General features: G+C 68.5%; 26 protein-coding genes. 9 read left to right on the top strand and 17 right to left on the bottom strand.

Going from position 1 to position 25,045, the window contains the following annotated elements; translation table 11 throughout:
• Positions 1–54 precede the first annotated feature (54 nt).
• On the bottom strand, positions 55–912 hold the full coding sequence (locus JOE30_RS09115) for an aminodeoxychorismate lyase (RefSeq protein WP_204866227.1): 858 nt from the start codon (positions 910–912) through the stop codon (positions 55–57).
• 55 nt (positions 913–967) lie between these two features.
• On the opposite strand from JOE30_RS09115, the gene JOE30_RS09110 reads away from it, so the two are divergent.
• The 3 genes from JOE30_RS09110 to JOE30_RS09100 all read left to right on the top strand — a co-directional run bounded on the left by JOE30_RS09110 (position 968) and on the right by JOE30_RS09100 (position 3,077).
• Positions 968–2,104, top strand: a complete 1,137-nt coding sequence (locus JOE30_RS09110; protein ID WP_204866225.1) for a folate-binding protein YgfZ — start codon at positions 968–970, stop codon at positions 2,102–2,104.
• Positions 2,101–2,766, top strand: a complete 666-nt coding sequence (locus tag JOE30_RS09105) for an MOSC domain-containing protein (RefSeq protein ID WP_204866223.1) — start codon at positions 2,101–2,103, stop codon at positions 2,764–2,766. Before JOE30_RS09110 ends, JOE30_RS09105 begins: the two co-directional genes overlap by 4 nt.
• Positions 2,767–2,888: 122 nt before the next feature.
• Entirely contained in the window at positions 2,889–3,077 is a 189-nt protein-coding gene (locus JOE30_RS09100; protein WP_081821107.1) for a DUF3073 domain-containing protein, read from the top strand.
• A gap of 108 nt (positions 3,078–3,185) precedes the next feature.
• Here JOE30_RS09100 and JOE30_RS09095 read toward each other — a convergent pair whose 3' ends face one another.
• The 8 genes from JOE30_RS09095 to purF form a co-directional block, all read right to left on the bottom strand.
• The gene (locus tag JOE30_RS09095) at positions 3,186–3,398 is read right to left on the bottom strand and encodes a hypothetical protein (RefSeq protein WP_204870853.1); all 213 of its coding nucleotides are present in this window, start codon (positions 3,396–3,398) and stop codon (positions 3,186–3,188) included.
• 40 nt (positions 3,399–3,438) lie between these two features.
• On the bottom strand, positions 3,439–4,524 hold the full coding sequence (gene purM / locus JOE30_RS09090) for a phosphoribosylformylglycinamidine cyclo-ligase (RefSeq protein WP_027504286.1): 1,086 nt from the start codon (positions 4,522–4,524) through the stop codon (positions 3,439–3,441).
• Positions 4,521–6,278 (bottom strand): ABC transporter ATP-binding protein, encoded by a 1,758-nt coding sequence (locus JOE30_RS09085; RefSeq protein WP_204866221.1) that lies wholly within the window; start codon positions 6,276–6,278, stop codon positions 4,521–4,523. The genes purM and JOE30_RS09085 overlap by 4 nt, the downstream gene beginning before the upstream one ends.
• Positions 6,275–7,234 carry an ABC transporter permease gene (locus JOE30_RS09080; RefSeq protein WP_204866219.1) on the bottom strand — a complete coding sequence of 320 codons (960 nt, stop codon included), beginning with the start codon at positions 7,232–7,234 and terminating at the stop codon, positions 6,275–6,277. Before JOE30_RS09080 ends, JOE30_RS09085 begins: the two co-directional genes overlap by 4 nt.
• On the bottom strand, positions 7,234–8,322 hold the full coding sequence (locus tag JOE30_RS09075; RefSeq protein ID WP_204866217.1) for an ABC transporter permease: 1,089 nt from the start codon (positions 8,320–8,322) through the stop codon (positions 7,234–7,236). The genes JOE30_RS09080 and JOE30_RS09075 overlap by 1 nt, the downstream gene beginning before the upstream one ends.
• Positions 8,323–8,325: 3 nt before the next feature.
• On the bottom strand, positions 8,326–9,954 hold the full coding sequence (locus tag JOE30_RS09070; RefSeq protein WP_204866215.1) for an ABC transporter substrate-binding protein: 1,629 nt from the start codon (positions 9,952–9,954) through the stop codon (positions 8,326–8,328).
• Between the two features lie 158 nt (positions 9,955–10,112).
• Positions 10,113–10,877, bottom strand: coding sequence for an ASCH domain-containing protein (locus JOE30_RS09065; RefSeq protein ID WP_204866213.1), 765 nt, complete (start codon positions 10,875–10,877; stop codon positions 10,113–10,115).
• Between the two features lie 16 nt (positions 10,878–10,893).
• Complete coding sequence (purF, locus tag JOE30_RS09060; RefSeq protein ID WP_204866211.1) at positions 10,894–12,465, bottom strand: amidophosphoribosyltransferase; 1,572 nt, start codon at positions 12,463–12,465, stop codon at positions 10,894–10,896.
• Positions 12,466–12,625: 160 nt separating this feature from the next.
• Between purF and JOE30_RS09055 the strand changes: the two genes are divergently transcribed.
• Both JOE30_RS09055 and JOE30_RS09050 read left to right on the top strand, forming a co-directional pair.
• Entirely contained in the window at positions 12,626–13,141 is a 516-nt protein-coding gene (locus JOE30_RS09055) for a DUF427 domain-containing protein (protein WP_222646604.1), read from the top strand.
• On the top strand, positions 13,141–13,464 hold the full coding sequence (locus JOE30_RS09050; protein WP_307806112.1) for a hypothetical protein: 324 nt from the start codon (positions 13,141–13,143) through the stop codon (positions 13,462–13,464). The genes JOE30_RS09055 and JOE30_RS09050 overlap by 1 nt, the downstream gene beginning before the upstream one ends.
• A gap of 3 nt (positions 13,465–13,467) precedes the next feature.
• Here the strand turns inward: JOE30_RS09050 and JOE30_RS09045 are convergent, their stop codons facing one another.
• On the bottom strand, positions 13,468–13,854 hold the full coding sequence (locus JOE30_RS09045; protein WP_204866209.1) for a sterol carrier family protein: 387 nt from the start codon (positions 13,852–13,854) through the stop codon (positions 13,468–13,470).
• 165 nt (positions 13,855–14,019) lie between these two features.
• On the opposite strand from JOE30_RS09045, the gene JOE30_RS09040 reads away from it, so the two are divergent.
• Positions 14,020–14,433, top strand: a complete 414-nt coding sequence (locus JOE30_RS09040; RefSeq protein ID WP_204866207.1) for a VOC family protein — start codon at positions 14,020–14,022, stop codon at positions 14,431–14,433.
• Here the strand turns inward: JOE30_RS09040 and JOE30_RS09035 are convergent.
• From JOE30_RS09035 to JOE30_RS09015, 5 genes are all read right to left on the bottom strand, one after another.
• Positions 14,402–14,752: a CPBP family intramembrane glutamic endopeptidase gene (locus tag JOE30_RS09035; RefSeq protein WP_204866205.1), complete on the bottom strand. Its 351-nt coding sequence runs from the start codon at positions 14,750–14,752 to the stop codon at positions 14,402–14,404. The genes JOE30_RS09040 and JOE30_RS09035 overlap by 32 nt on opposite strands.
• Complete coding sequence (locus JOE30_RS09030; RefSeq protein ID WP_204866203.1) at positions 14,749–16,542, bottom strand: alpha/beta-hydrolase family protein; 1,794 nt, start codon at positions 16,540–16,542, stop codon at positions 14,749–14,751. Before JOE30_RS09030 ends, JOE30_RS09035 begins: the two co-directional genes overlap by 4 nt.
• A 28-nt stretch (positions 16,543–16,570) precedes the next feature.
• On the bottom strand, positions 16,571–18,880 hold the full coding sequence (gene purL, locus JOE30_RS09025) for a phosphoribosylformylglycinamidine synthase subunit PurL (protein ID WP_204866201.1): 2,310 nt from the start codon (positions 18,878–18,880) through the stop codon (positions 16,571–16,573).
• 101 nt (positions 18,881–18,981) lie between these two features.
• Complete coding sequence (locus tag JOE30_RS21280) at positions 18,982–19,380, bottom strand: hypothetical protein (protein ID WP_239532329.1); 399 nt, start codon at positions 19,378–19,380, stop codon at positions 18,982–18,984.
• A gap of 26 nt (positions 19,381–19,406) precedes the next feature.
• Complete coding sequence (locus JOE30_RS09015) at positions 19,407–20,681, bottom strand: M18 family aminopeptidase (protein ID WP_204866199.1); 1,275 nt, start codon at positions 20,679–20,681, stop codon at positions 19,407–19,409.
• Positions 20,682–21,381: 700 nt separating this feature from the next.
• Here JOE30_RS09015 and JOE30_RS09010 point away from each other — a divergent pair.
• On the top strand, positions 21,382–22,644 hold the full coding sequence (locus JOE30_RS09010; RefSeq protein ID WP_204866197.1) for an alpha-amylase family protein: 1,263 nt from the start codon (positions 21,382–21,384) through the stop codon (positions 22,642–22,644).
• On the opposite strand, the gene purQ is transcribed toward JOE30_RS09010, so the two are convergent.
• Together purQ and purS are read right to left on the bottom strand one after the other, a co-directional pair.
• The gene (purQ, locus tag JOE30_RS09005; protein WP_204866195.1) at positions 22,634–23,311 is read right to left on the bottom strand and encodes a phosphoribosylformylglycinamidine synthase subunit PurQ; all 678 of its coding nucleotides are present in this window, start codon (positions 23,309–23,311) and stop codon (positions 22,634–22,636) included. The two genes, JOE30_RS09010 and purQ, sit on opposite strands and share 11 nt — an antisense overlap.
• Entirely contained in the window at positions 23,308–23,541 is a 234-nt protein-coding gene (gene purS, locus JOE30_RS09000; protein WP_204866193.1) for a phosphoribosylformylglycinamidine synthase subunit PurS, read from the bottom strand. Before purS ends, purQ begins: the two co-directional genes overlap by 4 nt.
• 89 nt (positions 23,542–23,630) lie before the next feature.
• Between purS and JOE30_RS08995 the strand changes: the two genes are divergently transcribed.
• Positions 23,631–24,275 carry an MBL fold metallo-hydrolase gene (locus tag JOE30_RS08995; protein WP_204866191.1) on the top strand — a complete coding sequence of 215 codons (645 nt, stop codon included), beginning with the start codon at positions 23,631–23,633 and terminating at the stop codon, positions 24,273–24,275.
• A 31-nt stretch (positions 24,276–24,306) separates the two neighbouring features.
• Positions 24,307–25,041, top strand: coding sequence for an SIMPL domain-containing protein (locus JOE30_RS08990; protein WP_204866189.1), 735 nt, complete (start codon positions 24,307–24,309; stop codon positions 25,039–25,041).
• Positions 25,042–25,045 lie beyond the last annotated feature (4 nt).

The raw sequence follows: 25,045 nt of genomic DNA, 5'->3' as shown, positions 1-25,045 counted from the left end.
TACTACGCGTAGTAGTAGGCGATGGACTGTGTCGACCGTTACCTGTGGCGCGCGTCAACGCGCGACGGCGGCGTCCACCAGTTCGCGCACGACGCGATCCGACGGCATCTCCTTCAGGTAAGTGGTGTCGAGCGTGTGCACGCGCGCGGCCAGCGTGACCGAGGAGATCAGCCAGACACTGTCCGCCAGGATCAGATCGGCCACCCGCAACGGCTCGTGCGCACAGTCGAAGCCGGCGTCGCCCGCGATCTCGAAGAGGGCGTCCACCGTGGTGCCGCGCAGTACCCCGTGCTCCACCGGCGGGGTGATCATGCGGCGGTCCACCACGGCCAGCACGCTCGACCGCGGCCCCTCGAGCACCTGCCCCTCGAGGCTGCGGAACACGACCTCGTCGAAGCCCTCACGCGCCGCGTGGCGCAGGGCCGCCATGTTGGTGGCGTAGGACAGAGTCTTCGCACCGAGCAGGGCCCACGGCGACTGCTGTGTCGCATCGATGGAGAATCCCCGGTTCAGGGTCAGCGCGGACACGCCCTTCGCGCGCGACTGTGTGACGCGGTCGGCGACGGCGGAGACCATGACGAGCGCCGTCTCGGTACCGTCCGCCCCCTCGCGGCCCCGGCTCAGCAGCAGCCGCATCGCACCCTCGCCGCCGCCGGTCTTCTCCCACTGCGCGAGTGCCACGTCCACCGCGCGCCGCCATGCGTCGACGTCCGGTTCCGCGAGGTCGAGCATGGCCGCCGACCGGGTGAGGCGAGCGAGGTGGGCGTCGAGTCGGCACGCCCGACCCTCACGGACCAGCACGGTCTCGAAGATGCCGTCCCCGCGCACCGCCGCCAGATCGTCGGCATGCAGAACAGGCTCGGTCGGATCGAGTACGGCACCGTCCAGGGTCACCACCACGCGTGAAGTCATGGCCCCGAGGGTAGTGCCGTGGCCGGACCGGGCAGTCCGCTCCTAGACTGGTGGCGTGTCCGAGACCCCTGGCCTGTACTCCTCCCCCGTTCTGGCCCGCCCCGGCGCGGTGGCCGCACCACAGGACGGTCCCGATCGTGGAACCGCCTGGCACTACGGGGATCCGTTGGGTGAGCAGCGCGCGGCCGTCACGACCGCCGCGGTCGTCGATCGGTCGAACCGGTTCGTCATCGCCATCACCGGCGAGGAACGCCTGACCTGGTTGCACACCATCTCCAGCCAGCACGTCGCGACGCTTGCCGACGGAGCCTCCGCGGAGAACCTGAGCCTGGACGTCAACGGACGCGTCGAACACCACATGGTCATGACCGACCTCGACGGCACCACCTGGATCGACACCGAGGCGGACCGCGGACCGGACCTGCTCGCCTTCCTGTCGAAGATGGTGTTCTGGTCGAAGGCCGCGCCGCGCCGCGGCAGCGAACGGGTCGTCGTGTCGTTGCTCGGCCCGAAGGCGGACTCCATCCTGCGAGCGGTGGGCGCCGAGGTGCCCGCGATGCCGTACGACGCCCTTCCGCTCGACGCCGCGAATCCCGACCTCGGTCTCGTCCGCCGGATGCCGTGGCCGACCCGTACCGATTCCTTCGACGTCCTGGTCCCCGCCGACCGTCTCGACGAGTGGTGGGCGAAGTTCGTCGTCGCGGGTGCGCGTGAGGCCGGCAGCTGGGCGTTCGAGGCGCTGCGCGTCGAGTCCGGTCGACCTCGTCTCGGTCTCGACACCGACGACCGCACCATTCCCCACGAGGTCGGGTGGATCGGCGGGGTCACAGAGTTCGGGGCCGTTCACCTCGAGAAGGGGTGCTACCGCGGACAGGAGACGGTGGCGCGCGTCCACAATCTCGGCAAGCCCCCGCGCCGACTGGTCCTGCTGCACCTCGACGGCTCCGCGGACGGTCGACCGGAGACGGGCGACGACATCACCGTCGGCGGCCGGTCGGTGGGCCGCATCGGTACCGTCGTCGATCACTTCGAACTCGGACCGATCGCGCTCGCTCAGATCAAGCGCGCGGTGCCGGTGGAGACCACGCTCGACGCCGGGCCGTGTGCCGCCTCGATCGATCCCGACTCCTACGTCCTGGACACCGCGGTCCAGGCGGGCCGCGCCGCGGTGGATCGGCTGCGCGGCCGGTGACGCAGCCGGCCCCGTCGGGACGCGTGCTGTCGGTGTGCGTCGTGCACACCATCCACCCCATCTCTCGGCCGGCGGTGGTCGACTCCGCCATCGACAAGCGAGCGGTGTCCGGACCGGTCGACGTCACCGAGCTCGGTCTGCACGGTGATCGTTCGTGCGATGTCACCTTCCACGGCGGCGCGGACCAGGCGGTGTACGCGTACGACGAGGCCGAGGCCGACAGGTGGGCCGAGGAACTCGGCCGAGACGTTCCCGCGGGGTGGTTCGGTGAGAACCTGCGCGTGAGCGGACTGCCCGTCACCGATGCGGTCGTCGGAACGCGCTGGTCGGTGGGCACCGCCGAGCTCGAGGTGACCATTCCGCGGCGCCCGTGTGCCGCCTTCGCACGGTGGACGGGCGAGAAGACCTGGGTCAAGCGTTTCACCGCGCGGGGCGATGTCGGGGCGTACCTGCGCGTCGTGCGAGTCGGCGTGCTCTCGGCGGGCGACGACATCGAGATCGTGTCCGTTCCCGACCACGGAGTCACCGTGCGGGACCTCTTCACCGGGGTGTCGGCGGAGGCGATGCAGATCCTTCTGAACACCCCCGATCTGGCGCCCAAGGTCTACCGCGAGGCCCGCGACATGGCGGCCCGGGCGGCGCGGCGCCGACCGTCGGTGTGACACCGGCGTCGGTGGAAGCGCAGACCCGATTCGCACGCTAGAGTGTGGGCAGGAAGAACACACAATCAGACGGGGCCGCCAAAAAATCCCAGGCCGCCCCGCTACTCGCGAGGGGGTTAGCCATGGGCCGCGGCCGGGCTAAGGCAAAGCAGACCAAAGTTGCACGTGAGCTCAAGTACAGCTCACCGTCCACGGACTTCGAGAGTCTCCAACGAGAGCTCACAGGTTCCCCCGACTCGCACCGCAACGGCATCGCCGATCGGGAGCCGTCCCGACACGACGATGACGACTACGACGACTGGCGGCGCTGACCGCATCCCCTGATACGGGGGAACACACCCATCTCGCGCGACCGTGCGGGGCGTTCCGACTTCGGAACGCCCCGCACGGTCGTGTGTGCGAGGTTCTTCACGCGCAGGTCAGATCGCATACTGTCGCGGCGTGTGCTGGACGCTGATCCAGTGGTTAGTGGTGAACTCGTCGATGGCCCATTCGCCACCGAAACGGCCGATGCCCGAGTTGGTCAGGACGTCGCCCGAGTACGGGTTCACGTCGTCGGCGGTGCGGCCGTCTCGGCCCACTCGCCACTGACCGGCGATCGGGAGGGTGTCGAATCCGTCGTACGTCGTCATGCCGGTCGGGTGCCCGACCAGTCCTGCGACAAACGAGAACCTAGAAACGCGGGTGATTACCCGTCAGCACGGCGCGCTCGTCGGTGCCGCTGTCGGCAGACTTCTTCACCGTCCCCAGCGTCCAGCAGTCGATGTGGCGAGCGGTGAGCACGGCGAGGGCGCGGTCGACGTCCTCGGGTGCCACGATCGCGACCATGCCGACGCCCATGTTGAACGTGCGGTCCATCTCCTCGCGCTCCACGCGTCCGCGCTGCGCGATCATCGCGAAGATCGGAGCCGGGCTCCACGTTCCGCGATCGAGCTCGGCGACGAGGCCCTTCGGCATGACGCGAGCGAGGTTGGCAGCGAGGCCACCACCGGTGACGTGGCAGAACGTCCGCACGTCCGTCTCCGCCGCGAGCGCGAGGCAGTCCTTGGCGTAGATGCGGGTCGGTTCGAGCATCTCCTCGCCGAGCGTGCGGCCGAACTCCTCGACGTGGCCGGTGAGCGACATACGGCTGATGTCGAGCAGGACCTTGCGGGCGAGGGAGTAGCCGTTGGAGTGCAGTCCCGAGGACCCCATCGCCAGAACCACGTCGCCGGGACGCACCCGGTCCGGGCCCAGTACCTGGTCGGCCTCGACGACGCCGACCCCCGTCGCGGACAGGTCGTACTCGCCGTCCGCCATCATGCCGGGGTGCTCGGCCGTCTCGCCGCCCAGCAGTGCGCATCCGGCGAGGATGCAGCCGTCGGCGATGCCCTTGACCAACTGCGCGACGTGCTCGGGCACCACGCGGCCCACCGCGATGTAGTCCTGGAGGAACAACGGTTCCGCACCGCAGACGACGAGGTCGTCCACGACCATCGCGACCAGGTCGAGTCCCACGGTGTCGTGCTTGTCCAGAGCCTGCGCGACCGCGATCTTGGTACCCACGCCGTCGGTGGACGCGGCGAGCAGCGGCTCGCGGTATCCGCCCTTCAGCGCGAACAGGCCGGCGAACCCACCGAGACCGCCCATGACCTCCGGTCGCGACGCCCGCTTGGCGAGGGGCGCGAACAGCTCGACGGCACGATCACCGGCTTCGATGTCCACTCCTGCCGCTGCGTACGAGGCTCCTGCGCCGGGCTGGTGGGTGTCATCGGTCATGGGTGTACTGCTCCAGCCTGATCTGTGTGTGAGTACCCGGGAGGGTCGGATGCGGCCCTAACGGTACCGGAGGCCTGGAGATCCTTCCGGTCTCGTGTCACCTCGGGCCTGGGAATGGCCGCGATCAGGCGCTTGGTGTACTCCTCCGCCGGATCCCGGAGGATCCGTCCGGGCGTGCCGAGTTCGACGACGGCGCCGCCCCGCAGCACCGCCACCCGATGCGCGAGGCGGTCGACCACGGCGAGATCGTGACTGATGAACAGGCACGCGAAGTGCAGTTCGGTCTGCAGTTCCTCGAAGAGGTCGAGAACCGCGGCCTGCACGGAGACGTCGAGCGCGCTGGTCGGTTCGTCGGCGACCAACAGATCCGGCTTCAGGACGAGTGCCCGCGCCAGCGACGCCCGCTGACGCTGGCCGCCCGACAGCTCGTGCGGGTACCGCTTCTCCGTGCCCTTCGGGAGCTGGACCGCATCGAGCCACTCCACGACCGTGCGCGCGATGTCCGCCTTCGACCCGGCCTTGTGCACGATCATCGGCTCGGCGATGCACTGGCCGACGGTCAGTCGCGGGTTGAGCGACGTGGACGGATCCTGGAACACGAATCCGAAACGCTTCCGCAGACTCTTCAGCGCGGACCCCCGCAGCCTGCCCACGTCCTGACCGAGGACGTCCACCGAGCCGGACGTCGGCTTCTGCAGTGCGGCCACGCAACGGCCGATGGTGGACTTGCCCGAACCGGACTCCCCCACCAGACCGAGGGTCTCGCCGCGGTGCAGATCGAACGTCACCGAGTCGACGGCCCGGAAGACGGGCTGACCGATGCCGCCGGGGAACTGCACCACGAGATCGCGCACCGACAGCACCACCTCGTCCGAGACGGTGCGATCGGTGACCACGGGATCGAGCGTCGGGACCGCCGCCAGCAACGTCTTCGTGTAGTCGGCCTTCGGCGCGGCGAACAGATCGTGGACGAGTGCCTCCTCGACGACCTCGCCGTCCTTCATCACGACGACGCGGTCGGCGATGTCCGCCACCACGCCCATGCTGTGCGTGATCAGCACGATCGCGCAGCCCAGACGGTCCTTGAGATCGCGCAACAGGTCGAGGATCTCGGCCTGCACGGTCACGTCGAGCGCCGTCGTCGGCTCGTCCGCGATGATCACCTTCGCCTCGCAGGAGATGGCGATCGCGATCATCACACGCTGCTTCTGGCCACCGGACAGCTCGTGCGGGAAGTAGCCGAATCGCCGCTCCGGGTCGGGCAGACCCACCATGGTGAGCAACTCGATCGCCCGGAGGCGGGCGGCCTTCTTGTCCAGCACCTTCCCGTCCGGTCCGGCGTGCGCTCGCAGGGCCTCGACGATCTGGAAGCCGACGGTGAACAGCGGGTCGAGGGCGCTGCCGGGTTCCTGGAACACCATCGCCACGGCGTTGCCGCGCAGGTCGGCCCACTGCTTGTCCGACAGCGACGTCACCTCGCGGGACCCCACGGTGACGGTTCCGCGTACGCGGGCGGTGTCCGGGAGCAGTCCGATGGCGGAGCGGACGCTGACCGACTTCCCGGAGCCCGATTCGCCGACGACGGCCAGGACCTCGCCGGGGAAGACCTCGAAACTCACTCCCTTGACGGCGTCGACGGGCCCGGCGTCGGTGGCGAAGCTGACCGACAGTGCCTCGAGGGTCAGGGCCGCCTGCGGGGAGGCCGGAGGCCGGCCGGCACCGGGCGGGGCGGCCGGAGGGGTCGACGCTGTCATGAGGCGTCCTTCTGCTTGCGACGGGTACGGAGAACGGGATTGAGTGTCTCGCTGACGCTCTCGCCGACCATGGTCATACCGAGCACGACCAGGACGATGGCCGTACCGGGGAAGATCGACGTCCACCAGATGCCGTTGGAGATGTCGGGCAGCGCCTTGTTGAGGTCGTATCCCCACTCGGACGCGGACGTCGGCTCGATGCCGAACCCGAGGAATCCGAGACCCGCCAGGGTCAGGATGGCCTCGGCGCCGTTGAGCGTCAGGATCACCGGCAGTGTCTGCGTGACGTTGGCGAGGATGTGGCGGAACATGATCCGCACCGGGCCGGCGCCGGTGACTCGCGCCGCGTCCACGTAGGGCTCGGTCTTCACCGAGACCGTCGCGTTGCGCACCACGCGGAAGTACTGCGGTACGAAGACCGCCGTGATCGCGATGGCGGCGGACAGGACACCACCGAAACTGCTGGACTGACCGCCGGCCACGACGATCGAGACCACCACGGCCAGAAGCAGACTCGGGAACGCGTACATCGCGTCCATGAACAGCACCAGCACGCGGTCGACCCACCGGCCGACGTAGCCGGAGATCAGTCCGAGGGGAACGCCCACCACGATCGAGAGCACCAGCGACGTCACGATCACCAGGAGTGCCGTGCGCGCGCCGTAGACGACGCGGGAGAACACGTCCTCTCCGCGCACCGACGTCCCGAAGATGTGGTCCGCACTCGGCGCCGCCTGGCGCGCGAACTCCACACCGTCGGCGGACGTCTGGGAGAAGGTGTACGGCGCGATGAGCGGAGCGAAGACCGCCATGATCACGAACAGCGCCACCAGCACGAGCCCGATGACGATGGTGGCCTTCTGCAGCCCGGCGCTGGATCGGATGATCGACAGGCCCGGTACACCGCGGCGTCGTTTCGGGGTCTCGATTGCGCCGACGGTCACCTCGATACTCATCAGAACCTCACTCGTGGGTCGACGATCGCCACGATGGCATCGGTGAGGAAGCTGACGACCGCGACGACGATGGCCAGGAACGTGACGATTCCCTGGACAGCGATGAAGTCACGGGCTTGCAGGTAGCGGGCAAGCTGGTAGCCCAACCCCTGCCATTCGAAGGTGGTCTCGGTGAGCACGGCACCGCCCAGCAGCATGGCGATCTGCAGTCCCATCACCGTCACGACGGGAATGAGTGCGTTGCGGAAGGCGTGCCGACGGGCGACGACGCGCGACGAGAGTCCGCGCGCACGAGCAGCTTCCACGTAGCCGGACTGCAGCGTCTGCAGCAGGTTGACTCGGACGAGGCGCAGGAACACACCGGCCGTCAGGAGCCCGAGTGCGACGGCGGGGAGAACGGCGTGCTTCAGCACGTCGACCGTGTAGCTCGGCTCGCCGTAGAGGATCGAGTCGATCAGCAGGATGTTGGTCTTCGGTGACACGTTCTGCAGTGCCAGTTCGACGTTGGTGCTCGCCCGGCCCGCCACCGGCAGCCATCCGAGCTTCACGGCGAAGACCAGCTTGAGCAGCATGCCGACGAAGAACACCGGTGCCGCGTAGAACAGGATCGCCAGGATGCGCAGGGTGCCGTCGGAGATCGAGTCGCGGCGGGTCGCGGCGTAGAAGCCGAGGGGGATGCCGACGGCGAACGCGACGAGCAACGCCCAGAACGCGAGTTCCAGCGTCGCCGCGCCGTTGGTGATCAGCACACCGCTGATCTCCTGGTTACTGGTCGCGGAGCGGCCGAAGTCTCCGCGCAGCAGACCCGAGAGGTACTCCCAGTACTGCACCAGGATCGGCCGGTCGTAGCCGGCCGCGGCGCGTCGTTCGGCGATCTGATCGGCGGGCAGTCGTCCGCCGAGGGCGGCACTGATGGGATCGCCGAGAACGCGCATGAGGAAGAAGACGACCGTGACCAGGATCCATGCCGTGGGAATGATCAGCAGGAACCGGATCACGAGATAACGGGCGAGCGCGCCGTAGCGTGACGACGCGCTCGCCCGTGACTGCTTCCCCACCGACGCCTCGTCGGGCGTGGTGGTGACCATGGATCAGCCCTTCGTGAGCGGGGTGAAGCGGAACTTGAACGAGGCGTCGAGGGTCTCGTCGACGCCCTGGACCTCGTCCGTCGAGATCGCGATCTGCTTGCCCTCGAGGAGCGGCAGCGTGGACACGAAGTCCTGCGCCATCCGCGTCTGGATCTCACCGATGATCTCGGAGCGACGAGCCGGGTCGGTCTCGGTCCGCTCGGAGTCGATCAGCGCCGTGATCTCCGGGTTCTCGAAGTGGTTCTGCAGGAAGTTGTCCGGTGCGAAGAACGGCGTCAGGTAGTTGTCCGCGTCCGGGAAGTCCGGGAACCAGCCGAGCTGGTACACGGGGTACGTGTCCGCGACGCGCGCCTTGTTGTAGGTGTTCCATTCAGTGGACTGCAGGTTCACCGTGAACAGGCCCGAGCTCTCGAGCTGCGCCTTGACCGCCGCGTACTCCTCCGAGGACGAGGAACCGTAGTGATCGGGGTTGTACTGCAGGTTGACCGCGACCGGGGTCTGCACACCGGCGTCGGACAGGAACTTCGCTGCCTCGTCCTTGTTCGGGGCCTCGCCGTAGACGTCCTTGAACGCGGTGTTCGCGCCCTCGAGGCCGCTGGGCACGACGGACCAGGCCGGCGTGAACGTGCCCTTGTAGACGTTCTCCGACAGTGCGTCACGGTCCACCGAGGCGGCCATGGCCTTGCGGATCGCGAGCTTCTGCTCGGGGGTGTCGCCGGGCATCGTGTTCTGGTTGAAGACGATGTAGCGGAGCTCGCCGCCGGGGCCCTCGTGGACGGTGAGACCGTCGACCTGGTCGAGGGACTCGATGTCGGTCGGGGTCAGCGAACGCCACGCGACGTCGATGGACTTGTTCTGCATGTCGAGCTTGAGGTTGTCCGCGCTGGTGTAGGTGCGCAGGGTGACCGATCCGGTCTTCGGCTCGCCCAGCACACCCTTGTAGTCCGCTGCGGCCGAGAAGCTGACGAGGGAGTTCTTCTCGTAGCTGTCGATCGAGTAGGGACCGGCGAAGGGCTTGGCCTCCACGACGGCGTTGTCGTCCATGATCGAGTCGGCCGGGAAGACCTCGGAGTCGATGATGGGCCCGGTGTTGGTGGCGAGCACCTGGGGGAAGGTCTGGTCGTTCGCGGCCTTCAGCGTGAACTCGACGGTCTTGTCGTCCGGCGCGGCCACCGAGTCCAGGTTGGCCAGCAGCGAGGACGGGCCGTTGGGATCGTTGATGGACACGATGCGATCGAACGAGAACTTGACATCCTCGCTGGTCAACGCGTGGCCGTTGGCGAAGGTCAGGTCGTCCTTCAGCGTGCAGGTGTAGACCGTCGGCTGACTGAACTCGCAGCTCTCGGCGGCGTCGGGCTGCAGTTCGTCGCTGCCGGGGGCGTAGTTCATCAGGAACGGATAGACCTGGTTCATGATCGTGAACGAGCCGTTGTCGTACGAGGCGGCAGGATCGAGCGAATAGACCTGATCGGTGGTGCCGACGACGAGCGCCTCGCCGCCGCCCTCACCGCCTGCGCCGCCGCCGTCGTCGGTGCGGCCGGAGCCGCACGCTGCTGCGGTGAGAGCCGCGACAGACAGAATGGACACGGCCGCGGTGCGCCGCGCCGTGCGTCCTCGGGAGGGCACGCTCATGGTGTGGATGTCCTTCGTGAGTCTGGGCCCGCGGTGTCGGAGGCGCGCGTCGCGTCCCGTCCGGCCGGGTCGTTCCGGTGGTTCGGTGAACGGCACGTTACCGAGTGCGCATGTCGTTCATGTGTCGAACCACACGAAATTTTTAACATGACCGGTACTTACCTGTCCGACCGCCTGATGTCCAACAGCTTCTCGCCCCGCAGAGACAGCTGATAACCCACCTTCAGACTCTCGGTCAGACCCAACGCCTTCAGCCGTCGCACGCGCGGCTTGAACACGTCACGTTCGAGTCCCAGCACGGCGCCGAGGTCCGCCGCCAGCACCGCGGGGTGATCCCGGATCAGCTCGAGGGTGCGCCAGGCCCACGGCGAGTCGGCACGCTTGTCCATGCGATCGAGCTTCGTGGTCAACGCGGCGACGTCGTCGTCGGACAGATCGTCGTCGGCACGCAGCCCCACCCGCGGAACCTCGCCCCGATCCGGCCGGCCTCCGGCCTCCCCACCCCGATCCGGCCGGCCTCCGGCCTTCCCGCCCCGATCCGGCCGGCCTCCGGCCTCCCCACCCCGATCCGGCCGGCCTCCGGCCTCCCCGCCCCGATCCGGCCGCCCTCCGGCCTCCCCGCCCCGATCCGGCCGCCCTCCGGCCTCCCCGCCACCGAACGACACGTCGACCCGCCAGACGGGATCACCGTCCGCGCCGCGGAACCCCTTGCGCAAGGCCGAGATCGAGGACTCCCCCGCCGCCCGGGCGTCGTCGTCCGTGAGCGAGTCGGGGTCGCACTCGGTGATCGCGTCCACGACGATCAGACCGGCCGGCGTGTGGATCCACGTACCCGGCTTGACGCGCCGCGTCGCCCAGCGCCGGTACTGCACCCGAATCGTTCCCGCCGCGATCGCCTCGGCGATCGCGAGCCGGATCAGCATCTGCAGCGTCGGGGTGTCAGGGGCGCGAGAGTGCGCTCACGTTGTCGACGGCCGCGGGCATGGGGATGCCCGCCGCGGTCGCCAACATTCCCTCGAGGACGTTCTTGCCCATGGCGGTCTCCTTGGGGAGCTCGATGGGGTACTTGCCGTCGAAGCACGCGGAGCACAGCCGCGTCGCGGGCTGCTCGGAGGCGGCGATCATGCCCTCGATCGAGATGTAGCCCAGCGAATCGGCGCCGATGGCCTGGCGCACACCCTCGAGCATGCCGTCCTCGGAGTCCGTGCCGTTGGCGATCAGCTCCGCGGGCGAGGCGAAGTCGATGCCGTAGAAGCATGGCCAGCGGACCGGCGGCGACGCGATGCGCACGTGAATCTCGAGCGCGCCGGCTTCCCGCAGCATGCGAACGAGCGCCCGCTGGGTGTTGCCGCGGACGATCGAGTCGTCCACCACGATGAGGCGCTTGCCCCGGATGACCTCGCGGAGAGGGTTGAGCTTCAGCCGGATGCCGAGCTGACGGATGGTCTGCGACGGCTGGATGAACGTGCGTCCGACGTAGGCGTTCTTCATCAGGCCCTGGCCGTACGGGATGCCGGATCCCTGCGCGTAGCCGACGGCGGCGGGCGTTCCCGACTCCGGGACCGGGATCACCAGATCGCCCTCGGCGGGGTGCTCCTCGGCGAGGCGGCGGCCGATCTCGACACGGGTCGAGTGGACCGACCGGCCACCGATGACGCTGTCGGGGCGCGCGAGGTAGACGTATTCGAAGATGCAGCCCTTGGGCTCGGGAGCGGCGAAGCGGGAGGATCGCACGCCGTCCGCGTCGATGGCGAGCAGCTCGCCCGGCTCGATGTCGCGAACGAACGAGGCTCCGACGATGTCGAGTGCGGCGGTCTCCGAGGCCACGACCCAGCCGCGGTCGAGTCGACCCAGAGACAACGGGCGCACACCGTGGGGGTCACGCGCCGCGTAGAGGGTGTGCTCGTCCATGAAGGTCAGACAGAACGCGCCCTTCAGCGTCGGCAGCAGTTCCATGGCCGCCTGCTCGATGGTGCTGTCCGCGGCGCCGTGCGCCAGCAGTGCGCCCACGATGTCCGAGTCGGACGTGGCACCGGTCCCGCGCGGGCGGCCCATGATGCCGGCGTCGCGCGCCCGCTCCGACAGCTCGGCCGTGTTCACGAGGTTGCCGTTGTGGCCCAGGGCGATGCCGCTGCCGGCCGCGGTGGTGCGGAAGATGGGCTGCGCGTTCTCCCACGTCGTCGATCCGGTGGTGGAGTACCGGCAGTGCCCGATGGCGATGTGGCCGCTCATCGCGCCCAACGTCTGCTCGTCGAACACCTGGCTCACCAGACCGAGGTCCTTGAACACCAGTACCTGGGATCCGTCGGCCACGGCGATGCCGGCGGCCTCCTGACCGCGGTGCTGCAGCGCGTAGAGGCCGTAGTACGTCATCTTCGCGACGTCCTCACCGGGAGCCCACACGCCGAAGACTCCGCATTCTTCCCGCGGCTCGTTCTCGTTGATGTCCAGTTCCGGACCGGATGTGTCATCGAGCAGATTCGGGCTGTGGACCGAGGGGTCACGAGTCACGACGCGCTCTCCTAGAAGCCGGGAGGGGTGGGGTGCAGGCCACGCTGCACGCACACTCGAGGAGTCTACGGACAACCCCGCAATCAACAAGCCGTCGGCAGGCACCGATACCGCGGTGCGCTGTGATCCACGACTCGCGGCGCGGTGCCATGATGGAGACATGGCCAGCAGACTTCCGTACGGCGTCACCCCCGAACAGCCCGGCGAGGGGCAGGAATCGGTGTGGGACTACCCGCGTCCGCCGGCCCTCGAGGCGTCCACGAAGCACCTCGTGGTGCGCTTCGGCGACGTGATCGTCGCCGACAGTCACGCAGCCCACCGCGTCCTCGAGACCAGCCATCCGCCCACCTGGTACATCCCCCGCGCCGACGTCGACGAGAGCCGACTGCGGCGCTCGAGTGCGCGATCCACGATGTGCGAATGGAAGGGATCCGCCACCTACTGGGACATCGTGGGCGACGACGGCGCCGTGCTCGAGGCCGGCGGCTGGAGCTACGAGAACCCCACCCCGTCCTTCGCACCGATCGCCGGCGCGCTCTCCTTCTCTCCCGTCTCCCTGACGTGCGAGCTCGACGGCGAGGTGGCACGCCCGCAGGAGGGCGGCTTCTACGCGGGGTGGATCACCCGCGACGTCGTCGGACCGTTCAAGGGCATCGCCGGGAGCTGGGGCTGGTAGTGGCCGAGAAGAACTTCTACAGCCACTCCGACGCGGCCGAGAAGTCCCGCCGCGACAAGGCCGTCGCACTCGCCCGGTACCTGTGGGACCGCGACATCTCTGCGGACGACCTCGCGGCGATGGCCGCCGACGTCCGACGCAAGGTGGCGCGGGCCGCGGACATCAACCCGCCCAGCTCCGACGAGACATGGACGGTAGTCACGACGTTGTTGCGCGAGAAGGCCGAGTGGGCGCGCGATCACCCCGGACACGACGCGGCCCGCCGCGCGCACTCGGACGAGAAGATCCTGTGGGTGAAGCCGCCGGTGCAGCCCTGGCGGTGAGGGTCAGATCCGGACCAGCGGCAGCCAGTGCGCCACCTCGCCGGCTCGGCCGCCCGAGGCCGTGACGCCCGCACCACGGACGGCGTCCTCGAAGGCCACGCGGCCCGTCACCAGCAGCAGCCAGGTGCGCGGGTCGCACTCCACGACGTTCGGCGGCGTACCGCGGGTGTGACGCGGTCCGACGATGCACTGCACCGCGACGAACGGCGGCACGCGCACCTCGACACTCGAACCCGGCGCCGTCTGCTCGATGGTGCGTGCACTGAGCCGCACCGCGGCGGCGAGATCGGCGCGCGGCGGCTTCGGGAGGTCCGGGTCGTCGAGCCACGGGGACACGGTCTGCAGTGCGCTCCGGAGCTCGGCCGGGTCGACGGGTTTGGAGGGTGCCACGCCGTTCAGTGTCTCACCGACCGCGGTGATCCCCGAGCCGTGCCTCACCGTCCACAGGTCGCTCTGATCGACGGGATCCCGTCGATTCTCGCGAGTTGTGGATGCTGAGGCACGGCCTGGCCAACGAGGACCGCCGCTGTCCGCGATGGACGCTTCACTGTCTCCATGACACCGAACCCCTATCAAGGATCGACCATCGACCACCTCAACGTGACGGTCACGGACGTCGACCGCTCACTCGCGATCTACGTGCCGGCCCTGTCCGTGTTGGGCATCGAGAAGTTGCTCGACTTCACCGGCGGTCCGGACGACGACTACGTCCGCATGGCCGGATTCGGCAGTGGCCGCAAGCCGTTCTTCTGGCTGGTCCAGGGAAGCACCGTCGATCCCGCACTGCACGTGGCGTTCTCGGCACCGACCCGTGACGCCGTCCGGGAGTTCCACGCCGCGGCCCTTGCGGCGGGCGCACGGGACAAGCTGTCGCCGCGCGTCTGCCCCGAGTACCACGAGAACTACTTCGGCGGCTTCGTGTACGACCCCGACGGCATCAACGTCGAGGCGGTCTGTCACCTCGAGTAGAGCGCCACCACGTCGATGCGACAGCGCCGATCGAGTTCGCGGCCCAGTGCAGTGCCATGGGCGTGAGAATGGTGCCGGTTCGCCGCTTCGACTCGACGAACAGCGCGCCGGCCGCCCCGGTGAACAGGACGACGGGCACAGACCTGCCCGAGTCGTACCAGTGCCAGACCCCGAATGCCGTGGAGCCGAACACGAGTGCGGCGCGCGGACCCACCACGGCAGTGGCCACGGTGTCCACTACGCCGCGGAACAGGAACTCCTCCGGAAGGACTGTCCCGATGGGGATGTCGAACAGCACCCATCGGGCCAGTCCGGTCACTTCTCGGGACCGTCGGCGTCGGCGTACTCGTTCATGACGACCCGGATGCGTTCGGTGTCGGCCTGCGTCCACCCGTCGGGAGCGGCCACGGCGGCGAAACCGTCGAGCACCGTCGTCCCGTAGTTGTGGCCGTGGCCGTCCGGCACGCCGGCCGCGTTCGTGAGGTCGGCACTCACCTGCCAGAAGGTGACGAACGGGAACCACCGCATGCTGGGCAGTCGGTCGTACCCGGGCGGCTCGGCGAGCCAGTCGGGACGTTGGAAGATCAGGTCCGGCGTCCACCACACGATGGGGTCGGACGGGTGCTGGATGTACAGCACGCGCGGATAGGGCCAGTCCCCGCTCAGTGCCTCGACGTCGCGGGTGCTGTCGGCGAAACGCATCAGCAGTCCGCCGGCATAGACGGGTTCCACCTCGGTGGTCCCCGGATCGCGTCGGCTGACGTAGGTGTCCCAGATGCGATTGGAGTTCGGCGGGCCCACCCACAGCACGCCGTCGACGGTGTCCCGGATGTCGGCGATGTCCGCGAACGCGCCTTCACCGGCCTGGGTTCCGAGACTCTCGCCGTAGACGTAGAACTTGGGCCTGGACGCCTCGGGCTCCTGCTCCCATCGCTGGTGCACGGTATCGATGAGCAACTTCCCCGCTGCCGCCGCCTTCTCGCGATCGGCGAGGAAGGAGATCCAACTCGGAAGGTACGAGTACTGGGACGCCACGAGTGCGACGTCCCCGTCGTACATCAGTTCCACGGCCCGAGCGGCAGTGGGATTGACCCACCCTGTTCCCGTGGTCGGGATGACGACGATGGCTTTGCGGGCGAACGCATCGGTTCGATCGAGTTCGCGTACCAGGAGATCCATGCGCTCCTCGTCCGTCTCCGCGCTCTCGAGTCCCACGTACGCGCGGATCGCCTCCGTGCCCGTACGGCCGGTCGCTCGGGTCATCTCGTCGGCCGACAACCCACCCGAGACGAAGTTCCTGCCCTCGAATCCCAGTGTGTCCCAGCCGACGAGTGAGCCGGTACCACCGGAACGCTCGGGCACCGTCGGCTGTTCGGCACCCTCGCGCGTGTTGCTGTTCTGAGTGCTGAACACCGAGTTGGCGACGGTCATGGTGCCGCGCAGCAGCACACCCTGCACGAGGGTCACGAGCACCGTCACGACGAGGAGGAACCCCACGAGGTTGGCCACCCACTGTGGGAGGCGGATCAGACGCAGGATCGAGCGCACGACGAAGCGGCGGATGTCCCGGATGACCCGCCACAGGCCGATGAGCGCGGCGCACACCGCGAAACTGATGATGCCGGTGCGGATGAACCCCGTGGACGTGAGTCCCTCGGCGCCCATGAGCGCGGCGAGCTGACGCTGCCAGTCCGCGGAGGCGTAGAGCATGACCGCGCCGGCGACGGTCGCGATCACCGGGACAGCGACGAGAAGTCCACGCTCCACACGGATCGGCAGCGGCCACCACGGCTGCTGACGGAGCACCGTGCGCAGGAGAATCCAGCCGACAGCGACGCCCACCCCGTACCCGATGGCCGCGGTGATGCCGCTGACGATGCCCTGGAACAGCCAGCCGCGTGGCAGCAGTGACGGCGTCAGCGACCAGCAGAAGAACAGGGCGCCGAACGCGATGCCGGTGACGTCGAGCCGCAGCAGACTCCACGCCCAGATCCACGCCGGGTGCTTGCGCACCGTGCGGGTCGCCGAGCTCAGGACGTACGCCGGGAGTTCCTCGAAACTGTGGGGGCGCTGAAGTTCGTCCGACGACCGGGTGTCGGTGTCGGTCATCGGACGGAGCCGGTGCCGGGAAGGTCGGTCAGCCGAAGAGTGCCGGGAGCGTCCCCTCGTACGCCTCGCGGAGTTCGGTCAACGGGACGCTGAACAGTCCCTGGAACTCCACCTCGTCCGACCCTTCGTCGGCCACCCCGATACGCGTCCATGGCATCCCCCTCGCGCTGCACATCCCCGTGAACCTGGTCTCCTCGGTCCGAGGGACAGCAACGAGTACCCGCCCGGACGATTCCGAGAACAAGGTGACGAAAGGATCTGTTCCTTCGGGCGGCAGGATGCGGCATCCGGTCTCGCCGGCGAGCGCGACCTCGACGACGGTCTGCGCGAGCCCGCCCTCGGACAGGTCGTGTGCTGCGGTGACCAGACCGTCGCGGCTCGACGCCGTGAGGATGTCGGCCAGCAGCTGCTCGCGAGCCAGATCCACCTGCGGCGGAACACCGCCGAGGTGGTCGTGGACGACCTGGGCCCAGATCGAGCCGTCCAGTTCGTCGTGCGTGTCGCCCAACAGAATCAGGGTCTCACCCGGCTCCAGGCCGATGCCGGTGGGGATGCGGCGGTGGACGTCGTCGAGGACACCCAGCACACCCACCACCGGGGTCGGCAGGATCGGCGTCGACCCGGTCTGGTTGTAGAAACTGACGTTTCCGCCGGTGACCGGAATGCCCAGTTGAACACAGCCGTCCGCCAACCCGCGTACCGCCTGCTGGAACTGCCACATGACACCCGGATCCTCGGGCGACCCGAAGTTCAGGCAGTTGGTGACGGCCTTCGGCGTGGCGCCCGTCGTCGCGACGTTGCGGAACGCCTCGGCCAGCGCCAGCTGCGCACCGCGGTATGGATCCAACGCGGTGTACCGGCCGGACGCATCGGTCGCGAGAGCGATCCCGCGGCCGGTCTTCTCGTCGATACGCACCACACCGGCATCGGCGTGCTCGGCGAGCACGGTGTTGCCGCGGACGTACCGGTCGTACTGCTCGGTGATGAGCCGCCGACTGCAGAGCTGGGGCGAGGAGATCATCTGCAGCAGGGTCTCGCGGAGTGCCACGGCCGTGGTCGGACGGGGCAGACCCTCGGTGGTGTTCGCCACCAGGGCATCCTGGCTCGCGGGTCGTTGCACGGGACGCTCGTAGACGGGACCGTCGTGCGCCACCGTCTTGGGCGGCACGTCGACGACGACGTCGCCGTGCCAGGTGATCTGGAGATGCTCACCGTCGGTGACCTCGCCGATGTCGGTCGCCAGCACGTCCCACTTGGCGCAGACCGCCATGAAGGCGTCGACGTTCTCCGGCGCCACCACGGCGCACATGCGTTCCTGCGACTCGCTGGACAGCACCTCCGCCGGCGTCATGCCGGTCGCACGCAGCGGGACACGATCCAGGGCGATGTGCATACCGCCGTCACCCGCGGACGCGAGTTCGGATGTGGCGCAGGACAATCCGGCGCCGCCGAGGTCCTGGATACCGACCACGAGCTTCTGCTGGTAGAGCTCCAGGCAGCACTCGATGAGCACCTTCTCGGTGAACGGGTCGCCCACCTGCACCGCGGGGAGCTTGCGTCGGCCCTGCTTCTCGTCGAACGTCTCGGACGCCAGCACCGACACGCCGCCGATCCCGTCGAGACCCGTACGGGCACCGAACAGAATGATCTTGTTGCCCGAGCCCGACGCGAACGCCAGGTGCAGATCCTCGGTGCGCATCACTCCGGCGCACAGCGCGTTGAGCAACGGGTTGCCGGCGTAGGACGCGTCGAACACCGTCTCGCCGCCCACGTTCGGGAGGCCGAGCGAGTTTCCGTAACCGCCGACGCCGCGCACGATGCCCTCGAGCACCCGGCGCGTGTCCGGCGCGTCAGCCGCACCGAAACGCAGCTGGTCCATCACCGCGATCGGGCGCGCACCCATGGCCATGATGTCGCGCACGATGCCGCCGACGCCAGTGGCCGCACCCTGGTACGGCTCGATGTACGACGGATGGTTGTGGCTCTCCACCTTGAAGGTGACCGCCCACCCGTCGCCGACGTCGACCACGCCGGCGTTCTCACCGATGCCGGCGAGCATCCCGGACCGCATCTCGTCCGTCGTCGTCTCACCGAAGTACTTGAGGTGCACCTTCGACGACTTGTATGAGCAGTGCTCGCTCCACATCACCGAGTACATCGCCAACTCGGCGTCCGTCGGGCGGCGGCCGAGGATCTCCCGGATGCGGGCGTACTCGTCCTCCTTCAGACCCAGCTCCGCCCACGGCTGAGCGACGTCCGGCGACTCGACCGCAGCGGAGACGGTGTCGACCGGAGGGGTGGGGAGGGCGTCGACCTGAGGAGTGGACTCGACAGACACGGTGGATGGGGTCCTTCCCTCGGCAGAATGTCGAGGTCATTCTATGTGCAGCACACGGCACCGTCCGACCGGCCTCAGGCGTACCCGCTCGTCAGCCCCGATCACTCGTCGTTCGCCGCGGACTCGATCCAGTCCGTCGCCGCGTCCGTCAGCTCGGACGAACCGTCGACGGACTCACCGGCCCACCACGACGGGTCGGTGAGATCGCCGTTCACACGCAACACGTCGTCCCTCACGGTCGTCGGGAGCGGCTCACCGTTGTGCTCGACCAGCCAGTCCCGAGTCTCTGCCGTCACGGCCGGCCACCACTGCGCGATCTCCATCCCGGCAGTCTCCCCCGCCGTTCCCTGTACGGCAGCAAATTCGTCGGCCGCGTCGACGGGGTTCCCGTACCCACCGCACGGCCCGCGCGCACCGCCCGGCGCAGCGCACACCCCGTAGCCTGCGCAGACCACCGCGCGCACCGCCCGGCGCCACCACCGGCACGACGCAACCGGCACCCAGCGCAGCGCAGCCCGACCCAGCGCTACGCCCCCAGGAACGCAGCCAAGGCGTCGGCGTACATGTCGACGTCGTGTGCGCCCATCACCTCGCGCGCGGAGTGCATGGCGAGCTGCGCGGCACCCACGTCGACGGTGGACAGGCCGGTGCGCGAGGCGGTGATGGGGCCGATGGTGGATCCGCACGGAAGGTCGGCCCGGTGGACGTACCGCTGCAGCGGGACGTCGGCTCGCTCGCACGCCAAGGCGAAGGCCGCGGCACCGGCGGCGTCGGTGGCGTAGCGCAGATTCTGGTTGACCTTGAGCACCGGGCCACCGTTGACCTCGATGCGGTGCGCCGGCTCGTGCCGCGAGACGTAGTTGGGGTGGGTCGCGTGGGCCATGTCGCCCGAGGCGTGGATCGACCCGGCCATCGCGCGCAGGAACTCCTCGCGGCCGCCGCCACGCGCGAGCACGATGCGCTCGAGGACGGTGTTCATCAGATCCGAGAACGCGCCACGGTCCGACATGCTGCCCACCTCCTCGTGATCGAAGAGTGCGAGCACGGGGATGCAGTCGTCGGCTTGCGCGGCCGCGACGACCAGTGCCTCGGTTCCGGCGTAGCAGGTGCCCTGGTTGTCCAGTCGTGGCGAACTGACGAGATCGTCCGAGAGTCCGACCACAGCAGCAGGATTGAGGTCGTGGGTCATCAGTTCCCACCCGAGCACGTCGCCGGGATCCACCCCGACCTCGTCGGCGAGGAACCCGATGAACGAGTGGGGTGATCGCCCGACGCCCCAGATCGCGTTCACGTTGTTCTGCGGATCGAGGTGCACTCCCTTGCGATCCTCCGACAGGTGGATCGCCAGCTGGGGCACCCGCAGGATGGGACGGTCGACTCGCACGAGGACGTCGCACACCGAGCCGCCGTCGCGCACACCGAGACGGCCGGAGATGCCGAGATCTCGATCGAGCCAGGAGTTCAGCCATGCGCCGCCGTACGGCTCGAGGGCGACCATCTGCCACCCGGCGACGTCGAGATCGGGGTTCTGCTTGACGCGGAGGTTGGGGCTGTCGGTGTGTCCGCCCACGATGCGGAACGCTGCGTCGGGTGCACGTTCGGTGGACCAGGCGATGATCGAACCACCGCGGACGACGAGGTACCGGCCGGGCTCCGAGGGCCACGAATCCGTCTCGGCCACGGCGGTGAACCCGTGCGCGGCCAGTTCCGATGCGACCGTCTCGACGACGTGGAACGGCGACGGGGACGCGTCGACGAAGGAACAGAGGCCGGCCGCGGTCGCGGAGGTGAGGGACGCCATGGTCACCGATCGTAGAGAGACGGGGTGCGGAGACAGCGATGCCGGGCCCACCACGAGGGTGGACCCGGCATCACGAGTCGAGCAGGGTTCAGCTGAAGAAGCTCAGGCCGTCGAGGAAGCTTCCGGCGCCACCGAAGATGTCGGACAGTGCACCGAGAAGGTCGACGAAGCTGGCGAGGTCGGTCATGAGGAGCTCCCTTTGTGAGGTTGGTGGGCTTGTTGCCCGCTTGCTAAGTAATCCACACAAAAGAATGGCTCGCAACCCGAAAATTGTCGCGATTCGGTGACAAGAAACGACTCATGGGGTGACACCCGCACCACCGGCACCATCGCGCCACGGGCAGGCCATTGTCACCAGCACTGTTGCTTCGCGCGGACTCCGATCCGCTCCGGGCACACCTGTGGGGCGGACCCGGCCGAGTCCGCCCCACAGGGATCGACTCAGCTGAAGAACGACAGCCCGGTGAAGATCGAGTCGAGCGCGTCGAGGAAGTCGGTCAGGCTCTCGAAGGAACCCAGCAGTTCGGTGAGATCGGAGGACATGGTGACTCCTTTGGCACGATGGTGACGAACGGTCGTCCGCCGACGTCAGTTACTCATAGTGACAGTCACTACACAACCGGAATCGAATTGTGCGATCCGACAAGCAGACCGTCGCTCGGCGAACACTCGCCGAGACCGGGAAAAAGGGGGAAATGCGATGCAGGACTGGGTCGATCACGTCATCTGGTGGCAGGTGTACCCCCTCGGGTTCGTCGGCGCCGAGGCCGAGGCAGTGGACCGCACCGAACACCGACTCGACCGGATCGAGGGCTGGTTCGACTACCTCCTCGAGCTCGGATGCAACGGCCTCGCACTCGGCCCGGTGTTCGCGTCGGAGACCCACGGCTACGACACCGTCGACCACCTCCGCGTCGATTCCCGTCTGGGAACCGACAGCGACATGGACGCGCTCATCGGTGCGGCACGCGCCAAGGGCATCCGAGTTCTGCTCGACGGCGTCTTCAACCACGTCGGCAGGAGCCACCCGCAGTTCGTTCGCGCGGAGCAGGACGGACCCGACTCCGACGCGGGGCGGTGGTTCCGATGGAAGGACGGTCGACCGCGCACGTTCGAGGGCCACGATCTGCTGGTCGAGTTGAACCACGACGAGCCGGCAGTGCAGGAGCACGTCACGGAGGTCATGACGCACTGGCTCGACCGCGGTGTCGACGGATGGCGCCTCGACGCGGCGTATGCGGTCTCACCGGCCTTCTGGGCGGCGGTGCTCCCCCGTGTGCGAGAGGCGCATCCCGACGCCTGGATCGTCGGCGAGATGATTCACGGGGACTACGCGTCGTACGTGCAAGAGTCCGGACTCGACGCGATCACCCAGTACGAGCTGTGGAAGGCGACGTGGAGCGCCCTGAAGGACGCCAACTTCTTCGAGTTCGCCCACGCTCTGGGCCGCCACGACGAGTTGCTGCCCACGTTCGTTCCGGCGACATTCGTCGGCAACCACGACGTCACCCGGATCGCGTCCACCCTCGACGACGACGATGCCGACATCGCCGCCGCGCTGCTGTTCTTCGTGGCGGGAACGCCGACCGTGTACTACGGCGACGAGCAGGGATTCCGCGGGATCAAGGAGGAGCGGGTGGGTGGCGACGACGACATCCGCCCCGAGTTCCCGGCGACACCGGACGATCTGGCGCCGTACGGATGGCCGCACTACCGACGACACCAAGCTCTGATCGCGATGCGGCGGCGGTTCCCGTGGTTGCACCGTGCGCACGCGGAGGTGTCCGGGCTCGAGAACACCGCGATCACCCTCACCGCGACGGACGGCACGACGACGCTGGTGCTGTCGGCGAACATCGGCGACGCACCCGTGCCTCGACCGGCCGGAGACATCGTGGCAGCGGCCGACGGAGTGGAGAACGACCTGCGGCCGCACTCCTGGGCGGTGACCGTCAGGCCGTGATGATCGCGTCCAACGCGGAGTAGAAGATGCCGAGACCGTCGTCGCTGGGGCCCGTGAGGGCCTCGGTGGCGTGCTCGGGATGCGGCATGAGTCCCACGATGCGGCCGTCGGCGGACGAGATGCCCGCGATGGACCGCTGCGAACCGTTGGGGTTGTCACCCGAGTAGCGGAACACGACGCGCCCCTCGCCCTCGAGCTCGTCCAGAACCGCCTCGGACGCCTGGAAGCGACCCTCACCGGACTTGAGCGGAACGAGGATCTCGGCGCCCGCCTCGTACCGCGAGGACCATGCCGAGGACGTGCTCTCGACCGTGAGCCACTGATCGCGACACGTGAAGTGCAGGTTGGCGTTCCGGGTGAGGGCGCCGGGCAGGAGTCCGGCCTCGCACAGCACCTGGAAGCCGTTGCAGATACCCAGGACGGGCATGCCGCCCTTCGCCGCGTCGATGACCGCACCCATGACGGGGGCGAAGCGCGCGATGGCGCCGGCGCGCAGGTAGTCGCCGTAGGAGAAGCCGCCGGGGACGACGACGGCGTCGACGCCCTTCAGGTCGGCGTCGCCGTGCCAGAGGCTGACGGCCTCACCCCCCGCGAGCGTGACCGCGCGCGAGGCGTCGATGTCGTCCAGCGTGCCGGGGAAGGTGATGACACCAAGTCTCGCGCTCACAGCCGGGTCACTTTCCATTCCTCGATGACGGTGTTGGCCAGGAACGTCTCGGCGATCTGGTCGAGGGTCGCGTCGTCGACGTCGTCCCCCACCTCGAGCTCGAATCTCTTGCCCTGACGGACGTCGGAGATTCCGGCGAAGCCGAGGCGCGGGAGCGCGCCGACGATGGCCTGTCCCTGGGGGTCGAGAATTTCTGCTTTGGGCATGACGTCGACAACCACACGGGCCACGTGAGAGCTCCTGAGCTAAGAGGGCAGATCCAGCAGGCACTTTACCCAGTCCCGAACCACTCCACGAATCCGGCGCATACTGGGGAACCATGGAGCTGACTCACTTCGGACATTCGTGCATTCAGGTCTCGATGGCGGGATCGACGGTGCTGTTCGACCCCGGCGCCTTCTCTCACGGATTCGAGGGCATCACCGGCCTCGACGCCATCCTGATCACGCATCAGCACGCGGACCACGTCGACACCGATCGGTTGCCGGCGCTCCTCGAGGCCAACCCGGACGCGGCGCTCTACGCGGACCCGCAGACGGCCGACCAGCTCGGGGAAAGATGGACCGCCGTGAACGCGGGCGACGTCTTCTCGATCGGCGGCGTGCAGGTGACGGGTGCGGGCGGCACGCACGCCACGATCCACCCGGACATCCCGCTGATCGACAACATCGCGTATCTCCTCGGCACGCCGGACCAGCCCGGGCAGCTGATGCATCCCGGTGACTCGCTGTTCGTTCCCGACGTGGAGATCGATGTGCTCGCACTCCCCGCGGCGGCCCCGTGGATGAAGATCGGCGAGGGCATCGACTTCCTCCGCGCCGTCTCTCCGCGACTGGCCGTTCCGATCCACCAGGCCATCGTCGCGCCGGACGCGCGCGGCATCTACTACGGCATGCTGTCGGGCCTCGCAGGCGAGGGGACGGAGTTCCGCGCCCTGGAGGAGGAGACGGGCACGTCGCTCTAGACATTCCCGGACCGTCGTGGACACTGACCCGATGATGTGGACCAGGAGTACCTCGAAGGTCATCGGATCGGCCGCCCTGCTGGCCGTCGTGGCGGCGACCGCGGCGTGCGGGACCGGGGAATCCGGGCAGTCGGCCACCGACACACCGCCGGGGATCTCCGTGTCCGGGGTCGGCGAGATCCAGGGCACCCCGGACACTCTCACCGCTCAGATCGGTGTCGAGACGACGGCGGACGACGTGACGACGGCGATCGACGAGGCGAACACCGCGGTGACTGCGGTGACCGAGGCGATCGCCGCTGCCGGAGTCGACCGCGCGGACATCCAGACCCGCCAGGTGTCCATCGACCCGCAGTACGCCGACGGGTTCGGGGGCGGAACCTCCACGATCTCCGGCTACCGGGCGTCCAACACCCTCGGTGTGACCGTGCGCGACCTGTCGCGAGCGTCGGCGGTGCTGGGCGACGCCACGCGGGCGGGTGGGAACGCGACCCGAGTGTCCGGCGTGTCCTTCCGCATCGACGACGACTCCGACCTGATCGCCGATGCTCGGTCACGCGCATTCGCGGACGCTCGCGACCGGGCCGAGCAGTACGCGTCCCTGGCGGGAAGCGACCTCGGCGAGGTCCTGTCGATCACCGAGAACATCACCGGCCAGGAGTCGGCACCGAGCTTCGACAGAAGTTCGGCCTCGTCAGCGGTGCCGATCGAGCCGGGGCAGCAGACCGTCAGCGTCTCGGTGAACGTGCAGTGGGCGCTGGGATGACCCG

It is taken from the genome of Rhodococcus sp. PvP016, from assembly GCF_017832185.1.
GTDB lineage: Bacteria > Actinomycetota > Actinomycetes > Mycobacteriales > Mycobacteriaceae > Rhodococcoides.
Note: the sequence above shows the minus strand (reverse complement) of the source record. Positions and strands in the feature narration are given on the sequence as shown.